A 7,549-nucleotide genomic window follows, 5' to 3' on the forward strand; every position below is an offset into this window, starting at 1 on the left:
TTTTTTTGTATAAATAGACGTATAATCATGGCTGAGCAAGCGACTATTTACCCTACTTAGTAAGTAGGCAATGATGAAAGCGACGTCTTGCCCTATATTATTAATATCAGCCATAGTATAGTAAAATGTTTCATTGATTCACGGAAAATATAGAGCTAACGTATGAGTAATCCGCACCGCAACCTGACCCATCAACAATTTATTAGCACTGCTATCGAAGCAATTCATACGGAGATGGCGGCGCTAGCATTGTTAACGGAACAAATCGATGATAGATTTGCTCAAGCCTGCGATATTATCCTAGCCTGCAAAGGACGTGTTGTCGTGACCGGGATGGGCAAATCGGGTCTGATTGGTCGTAAAATAGCGGCGACTTTTGCTTCTACGGGCACGCCAGCGTTTTTCATGCATCCTGGGGAAGCGGGGCATGGCGATTTGGGGATGTTGGTACAGGGCGATGTCCTACTGGCTATCTCAAACTCGGGCGAGTCAGATGAAATTAGAATGCTGCTGCCCGTGGTTAAGCGTCTAAATATTCCCCTGATTAGTATTAGCCGAGACAAACGCGGTATGCTACCACGAGCGGCGGATATCATTTTGACGCTAGGTAAATCACAAGAAGCTTGCCCGCTCAACCTTGCCCCGACTTCTAGTACCACAGCGACCTTGGCATTGGGCGATGCATTGGCTGTGGCTTTGGTACATGCGCGTAATTTTACTTCAGAAGACTTTGCCTTATCGCATCCTGCAGGCGCCTTAGGACGCCAGCTGCTGACGCGGGTCGAAGATTTAATGCATACCAATTCAGAAAATTTACCGCTTATTAATCAACAAGCACCGTTACAAGACGCTTTATTTACCATGTCTTCTGGGCGTTTAGGAATGACAGTGGTAACTGATGACGAACAAAAAGTCGTCGGCGTATTTACCGATGGTGATTTGCGCCGCGGCTTAGAAAAAGGCATTGATTTGCAAACCCCGATGCGTGAGCTGATGGTCAGCAATCCACGCCGCGTCAGTAAAGATATGCGCGCTTCCGATGCTTTAAGTGTGATGAATGAAAATGGCATTAGCCAGCTGCTGATTATCGATGAGGAACAGCGTTTGGAGGCCATTATTACGGTACATGACTTATTACAAGCCGGTGTTAAGTAGCCCTATTTTAATAAACAATGTATTAATAATGGGCACAATTAAGAAGTAACATATTAAAAAAGCCTTAATAAAAGAGTATTTAATAAGAATACGTCTCATAATAAAATCATTAATAAGAGAAAATTGATGCAAGACTTAATAAAAAAGGCCGGACAAGTAAAGTTATTGGTCATGGATGTTGATGGTATCTTGTCAAACGGTCAAATTATTTATGATGCCAACGGTACTGAAACCAAAGCCTTTTCGGTACAGGACGGTGTCGGCGTCAAATCGTTGGCGCGCTATGGTATTTTGACCGCTATTATTACTGGTCGTAGCAGTCCTATGGTAGACAAGCGTGCTGCTGAAATGGGTGTCAATTATATCGTCCAAGGTCGTGATGATAAGCTGATTGCATTGAATGAGCTATTAGCGACGCTTGATGCTGAGCTTAATATTACCGCTGCTGAATGTGCTTATATGGGCGATGATTTACCAGATATTAAAGCGATGCAAACGGTAGGCTTTGCGGCCACTGTCCCAAATGCCCATCAAGAGGTGATAAAGCGCAGTGATATGGTGACCACCCGCGCAGGTGGTACCGGCGCAGTACGGGAAATATGTGATCTTATTTTAAAAGGTCATGGTCACTATCAAGATTTTATCGCGCACTATACGCTTGATGCAGCGAAACCTGAGGATAACTTATCGTGAATACTCGTGTTTTAATCGTTCTGGCATTAATTATTGCTGTGATTGCTGGCTGGTTCTTTAAGCAGCAAGGGGAGATTACGCCGCCCGTTAGTATGGAACCGACGGATGTGGATTATGAAGCCACTGACATTAAGGCGGTACAGACTAATGAAAAAGGTGAGACCGAGTACGAGCTGAGTGCAGAATCCTTGACCCATAATCCTGTGACCAATAAAGATGAGATGAAAGGCATCACCATGAATTGGGAGCCATCAGACGAGCAGCGTTACCGTGTTGAAGCGGGCAGCGCCGCCATCAGTCAACAGACAGGTGAGATGAGCTTATCAGGTGGTTTTACTTTAGTTAGCGAAGGCAAAGCGGGCGAGTCTGATATTGAGCCGATTAAAGTCATGGGCACTACCTTAAAAGGCAATACCAAAACAGGTCAAGTCTATAGTGATGCGCCAGTAAAAGTTGAACAAGGGATGAACCGCTTTGAGGCGTCAAGCATGAAAGCCAACCTTGAAACTGGGGACTATGAATTTGGTCAAGTCGCGGTTGCATTTACGCCCGCGAAACGCCAAGATAAAGCTTTATTTTAACAGCAGCACCTAGCAGGAAGTTTGCAAACGCCACTACCCATAATGATACGAGTAACTTTTATGAAATCTACTTTTTTGCCTACTTTACGCTTGCTATCGACACGCTCTATCCAAGTAACACACGGTTTGCGAACGCTACCGATGCTAATGTTGTTAGCATTGCCGTTATACAGCCATGCCTTGCCATCAGATGCCAATCAGCCCATTAAGCTGCTAGCAGATAAGGCTACTTATAGTGAACGTACAGGTATCACCAGCTATTCAGGCACTGTCGTGATTACGCAGGGTACGTTCAAAATGACCGCCGATGATATTACGGTCAATCTCTCGCAAGGCCGTAGTATCAACTCGGCAGTCGCCACCGGCCGTCCAGCCACTATGCAGCAGGTAGTGACGCAAGAAAAGGGCTTGGCAAAAGGGCAGGCCAATAAGATTGATTATAATGCGGTCACGGGTATAGTGACGCTTACGGGTAATGCAAAATTGGTACAAAATGGCGCCAGTTTTGCCGGTAACGTCATTCGTTATAGCTTAAAAGCTGGCGATGTAGAAGCAACTGCTGGTGGCAGTCAGCGCGTAGAATTGGTCTTCCCGCCCAATAGCGGCAGCAACCGAAGCAGCATACGCTAAGCACAGTATTTTTAATATAAAAGTAAGCGATAGTAATACTAAAAACTTTGCAACTTTAACAGTAATTGACAGGTAAGTGATGAGCGATATTAAAAACAACGTTGTTAAGACTAATGAAATTCATAGCAACGAAATTAATAGCAACGAGCCTAATAATGGTTCTGTAGCGGCAACCAATAGCTCCGAGCCTGTCGCCCGTTTAACGATGCAAAATTTAGGCAAACGCTACGGCAAACGCTGGGTGGTAAAAGATGTATCATTTTCTGTTGAGCAAGGGCAAGTTGTTGGGTTATTAGGACCAAATGGCGCGGGCAAAACTACTAGCTTTTATATGGTGGTTGGACTGGTCAATATGGATAAGGGCCGTGTCACTCTAGGAAAAATGGATTTATCAAAATATGCCATGCATGAGCGCGCGCGTGCTGGTATTGGCTATTTGCCGCAAGAAGCTTCTATTTTTCGTAAATTATCCATTGAAGATAATATCTTAGCCATTCTGCAAACCCGTAAAGAATTAAGTACCGCTGAGCAGCGTCAAGAGCTTGAAAAATTGATCGGCGAGTTCCATTTAGAACATGTACGCAAATCATTGGGTATGAGTGTCTCAGGTGGTGAGCGTCGCCGCTGTGAGATTGCGCGCGCGTTGGCGGCCAATCCAAAATTTATCCTATTAGATGAGCCGTTTGCTGGTGTTGACCCTATCTCTGTTAGTGATATTAAAGACGTTATTTTAACCCTAAAAAATCGCGGTATTGGTGTACTCATCACCGACCATAACGTGCGCGATACCTTAGCGATTTGCGAAAAAGCCTATATCGTTTCAGAAGGCGCCATCATTGCGGAAGGGACATCGTCTGAAGTGTTAGAGAATGACTTGGTAAAATCTGTCTATCTTGGTAAAGACTTTCGCGTATAAGTACTTCGCTATTTAGTAGAGGTGAGTCTGTATAAAGCTTTATCTGAAACTTTAGCCAAATATCTAATTACTGCATGATGCAACGGATATTTGGCTATTTTCTCTTAACATCCATGCCCACTATAAATTGCTATCTACCTCTCATAATCTAATGCCTGGTTATTAAAAAAGGCACGTTCATTCTTTCTCTTAGTCTTACACCTAAGCTCGTATAGAGCATTCTAAAATTCTACTTATTATTCGCAATTTATTACTTTCGATTGACCAGTTCAATAAGGTTCATACGTTATGGCAAAAAATAAAAGCAGTTATGTCTGTCAGCAGTGCGGGGCGCATTTTGGCAAATGGGCGGGGCAGTGTACAGACTGCGGTGAATGGAACAGTTTGGTCGAAGCGCCAAATGTCAGTATGCCGCACCATAATAAGAGTAGCGCAAAAGCGAATGCTAGCCGAGCGGTTTCTCGTAGTGCGGGTGCACCTGCTGGCAATTATTCGGGTACGCACAGTGCGGTCATGCCACTCAATGCGGTAAGCGTGACGCTAGATACACGCCTGCCCACGGGCATTAGTGAGTTTGACCGAGTGTTGGGCGGCGGACTGGTGGCCGGTTCGGTCGTTTTGATCGGCGGTGACCCAGGAATCGGTAAATCAACCATTCTTTTGCAAACTGCGACCAATATGGCAAAGGCTGATTCATTGGCAGGTAGCGCGCTGTATGTGACAGGTGAAGAGTCGCTCGCCCAAGTAGCGATGCGCGCCAAGCGTTTAGATTTGCCAGCGGATAGATTGCGTGTGCTCGCGGAGACCAATGTTGAAACCATTTGTGCGGCTTTAACCCAAGAGCAGCCGGCGATTGCTATTATTGACTCGATTCAGACTATTTATACCGATGCCATTAATTCTGCCCCAGGCGGCGTTAGTCAAATTCGTGAGTCGGCAGCCATTTTGACCCGTTATGCGAAGCAAACTGGCACGGCCCTATTTTTAGTCGGGCATGTGACCAAAGAAGGCACGCTGGCAGGGCCACGTGTGCTCGAACACATGGTTGATACGGTTTTATATTTTGAAGGTCAGTCCGATTCACGCTTTCGTATGATTCGCGCGGTAAAAAACCGTTTTGGTGCGGTTAATGAGCTGGGCATTTTTGGGATGACCGATATGGGACTCAAAGAAGTCGCCAATCCCTCAGCGATATTCTTAAGCCGTTATGATAAGCCCGTAGCGGGTTCTGTGGTGATGGTAAGCCGTGAAGGCACCAGACCCCTGCTGGTCGAAGTACAAGCCTTGGTTGATGACTCACAAGGCTCACCAAGGCGTATGGCTTTAGGGCTCGACTTTCAGCGCCTATCAATGCTGCTTGCGGTCATGCATCGTCACGGCGGTATTCATACCAGCGGACAAGATGTGTATGTAAACGTCGTTGGTGGCGTTAAGGTGATTGAAACCGGGTCTGATTTGGCCGTGCTACTGGCTTGTGCTTCTAGTATCAAAGAAAAGCCTTTACCCTCATCACTTGCCGTTTTTGGTGAAGTCGGCTTATCAGGGGAGATTCGACCGGTTCCTAACGGACAAGAGCGCCTAAAAGAGGCAATGAAACACGGCTTTAAACACGCGATTATCCCTAAAGCCAATGCGCCTGCCAAAGATGCGCCGCAGTTTAAGGGTATCAATGTCATCGCGGTCGAGCGCCTCGATGATGCGATTGAAAGCGCATTTGAGTTATAGTTTTTAAAAGCTATCCTATGTTAACTATTTAGCGTTAAACGTTAAAAACGAAAAAGCGCCTAACTTTAAATGAGTTAGGCGCTTTTTTTAAAACTAACGTTAAGCAGTCTTTTCGATAAAAAACCGTTAAAGGTTTAAACCGCGAATGGTCTAAAACGTTAATGGTTTAAGAAGAGGGGCCTGAAACACGCTCAATAGAGACGTTACCCACACCTTTATTGGTAATACCAAGTTGCTTGGCAGCACCGTAAGATAAATCCATCACACGGTTACCATGGAATGGACCACGATCGTTTACTTTAACGACAACGCTTTTGCCATTGGTTTTATTGGTAACTTTAACGTAGCAGTTTAAGGGTAACGAGCGGTGAGCAGCGGTTAAGCCATTCATATCAAAGGTTTCGCCACTGGCAGTTTTACGGCCATGAAATTGACGACCATACCAAGAAGCCAAACCAGTTTGTTTAAATTTGCTTACAGAGTTAGAAGCTACTGCCGTTAAGCGCTCTAAAACATCTTCATCATTAGATACTTGGGCAGTGTCGCTGGCGAGCAATGAGCTGCTAAGGGCTAATGAAGTAGGCTGACGAGCAGACTTAACTAAGCTTGATGCGCCGTCATGTTGACGACTAAGTTCACCGAGTACACGGTCAATACGGGAGGCGTTATCTTGCGAAATCGTTGCAAGGGAGGTTTTTGATTCTACAGCATTTGCATTAGTAGCGATTGCAGAGCCAGCAAATAAAACCGCTGACATTGTAAGTAAACCAGATAAACGCTTATTCATAAATACCTCTATAGCATATACATTAGAACCTAACTCTAAAACCTCTTAGAGGGAGCGAGACAATATTAGACCACTCTAACAGTGTCGCAAACTCGAAAGCCGCTCTATCATCTATCTGTTTTATCACGATGATAGTAAAGATGGGCTTTTATAAGCTCTAACATATGGTAATTTTCATTTATATCATCATAAGTGGCTCGGGAATTATCGTTATATACGACTCGCAAAACCCACTTATGACACGCTCAAATGATAGTTAACAATAGTAATCAAACAACTAAAGTAAGGTTGCACCAATCGATAAAGGACTTTTTTGCATTGCTAAGTTAATAAAGGGTTTAAAGTATGTTGCGTATTACTTTGTTATTAAACCGTTAATTAAGTAGTGACTTTGCAAGCCCAAAATCTACAATTTGCTAACTATACGGACGAGCTACAACTGCAATATAATTAAATGATATCTTTCTTAGTAGCTATGTACGCGTTGTGTATCAAACTACAATAAAACGAGGGTAACGCAATTATTTGTAAAAAACAAGGAATAAAACCTAACAGTACTAATCGGTCACTAATAGAGCTTTACCAGTGTTTTGACAAAAAATTAAGAGGGTAATAGCTATAGATAACAACAACTTATGGTTATTTTTGAAGCAAGAAAGTTAAGGTTTTAATAGTAATTTATGTAGAATTAATGACAAATAAGAAAGGCTTAAAAAAGTAGATATTCATTTAATTTGAGCAATTTCGTTGTTACATTCGATTACTTAGCCCAGTACATTTTTCTTCAGTTTCTAGGCTGATTTGTTAACGTATCATTTTAACCCTGTCTATATAAGGGAGTTATATAGACATTTCAACCCAAGTTTATAGTGATTATCGAATGTAATATTGGTTATTAAAAATGGGTAGTGTATCAAAAAGTATGCTGAGGAAATAAAAGGAGGGTGACAGCCAAAGCAAGATGATATATTTGAGGTTATGAAGACACAAATACAGATCAATTGCCCCGACTGTCACAGTCCCAGTTTTTCGATACACGGCAAAAAAAGCTATGGCAAGCAC

7 protein-coding genes are annotated in these 7,549 nt (G+C 43.5%); 6 read left to right on the forward strand and 1 reads right to left on the reverse strand.

From position 1 onward, the window contains the following. Positions 1-162: 162 nt before the first annotated feature. The 6 genes from CXF58_RS09670 to radA all read left to right on the forward strand — a co-directional run bounded on the left by CXF58_RS09670 (position 163) and on the right by radA (position 5,700). Positions 163-1,155 carry a KpsF/GutQ family sugar-phosphate isomerase gene (locus CXF58_RS09670; protein ID WP_068404216.1) on the forward strand — a complete coding sequence of 331 codons (993 nt, stop codon included), beginning with the start codon at positions 163-165 and terminating at the stop codon, positions 1,153-1,155. Positions 1,156-1,281: 126 nt separating this feature from the next. Further along, the gene (locus tag CXF58_RS09675) at positions 1,282-1,848 is read left to right on the forward strand and encodes a KdsC family phosphatase (RefSeq protein ID WP_068404217.1); all 567 of its coding nucleotides are present in this window, start codon (positions 1,282-1,284) and stop codon (positions 1,846-1,848) included. Beyond that, on the forward strand, positions 1,845-2,429 hold the full coding sequence (gene lptC, locus CXF58_RS09680) for an LPS export ABC transporter periplasmic protein LptC (RefSeq protein WP_068404219.1): 585 nt from the start codon (positions 1,845-1,847) through the stop codon (positions 2,427-2,429). The genes CXF58_RS09675 and lptC overlap by 4 nt, the downstream gene beginning before the upstream one ends. A gap of 141 nt (positions 2,430-2,570) precedes the next feature. Further along, complete coding sequence (gene lptA, locus CXF58_RS09685) at positions 2,571-3,059, forward strand: lipopolysaccharide transport periplasmic protein LptA (protein ID WP_180952567.1); 489 nt, start codon at positions 2,571-2,573, stop codon at positions 3,057-3,059. Between the two features lie 205 nt (positions 3,060-3,264). Next, positions 3,265-3,975, forward strand: a complete 711-nt coding sequence (gene lptB / locus CXF58_RS09690; RefSeq protein WP_180952568.1) for an LPS export ABC transporter ATP-binding protein — start codon at positions 3,265-3,267, stop codon at positions 3,973-3,975. A gap of 288 nt (positions 3,976-4,263) precedes the next feature. Next, the gene (gene radA / locus CXF58_RS09695; protein WP_068404223.1) at positions 4,264-5,700 is read left to right on the forward strand and encodes a DNA repair protein RadA; all 1,437 of its coding nucleotides are present in this window, start codon (positions 4,264-4,266) and stop codon (positions 5,698-5,700) included. A gap of 166 nt (positions 5,701-5,866) precedes the next feature. Here the strand turns inward: radA and CXF58_RS09700 are convergent, their stop codons facing one another. Continuing rightward, positions 5,867-6,487 (reverse strand): septal ring lytic transglycosylase RlpA family protein, encoded by a 621-nt coding sequence (locus tag CXF58_RS09700; protein WP_102077360.1) that lies wholly within the window; start codon positions 6,485-6,487, stop codon positions 5,867-5,869. Between the last annotated feature and the right edge of the window lie 1,062 nt (positions 6,488-7,549).

The organism is Psychrobacter sp. Sarcosine-02u-2 (assembly GCF_002836335.1).
GTDB lineage: Bacteria > Pseudomonadota > Gammaproteobacteria > Pseudomonadales > Moraxellaceae > Psychrobacter > Psychrobacter faecalis.

What these genes read in the sequence shown, in the direction of transcription:
- CXF58_RS09670 (WP_068404216.1), top strand. Translation starts at nt 163, where the DNA reads ATGAGTAATCCGCACCGCAACCTGACCCATCAACAATTTATTAGCACT.
- CXF58_RS09675 (WP_068404217.1), top strand. Translation starts at nt 1,282, where the DNA reads ATGCAAGACTTAATAAAAAAGGCCGGACAAGTAAAGTTATTGGTCATG.
- lptA (WP_180952567.1), top strand. Translation starts at nt 2,571, where the DNA reads ATGCTAATGTTGTTAGCATTGCCGTTATACAGCCATGCCTTGCCATCA.
- lptB (WP_180952568.1), top strand. Translation starts at nt 3,265, where the DNA reads ATGCAAAATTTAGGCAAACGCTACGGCAAACGCTGGGTGGTAAAAGAT.
- radA (WP_068404223.1), top strand. Translation starts at nt 4,264, where the DNA reads ATGGCAAAAAATAAAAGCAGTTATGTCTGTCAGCAGTGCGGGGCGCAT.
- CXF58_RS09700 (WP_102077360.1), bottom strand. Translation starts at nt 6,487, where the DNA reads ATGAATAAGCGTTTATCTGGTTTACTTACAATGTCAGCGGTTTTATTT.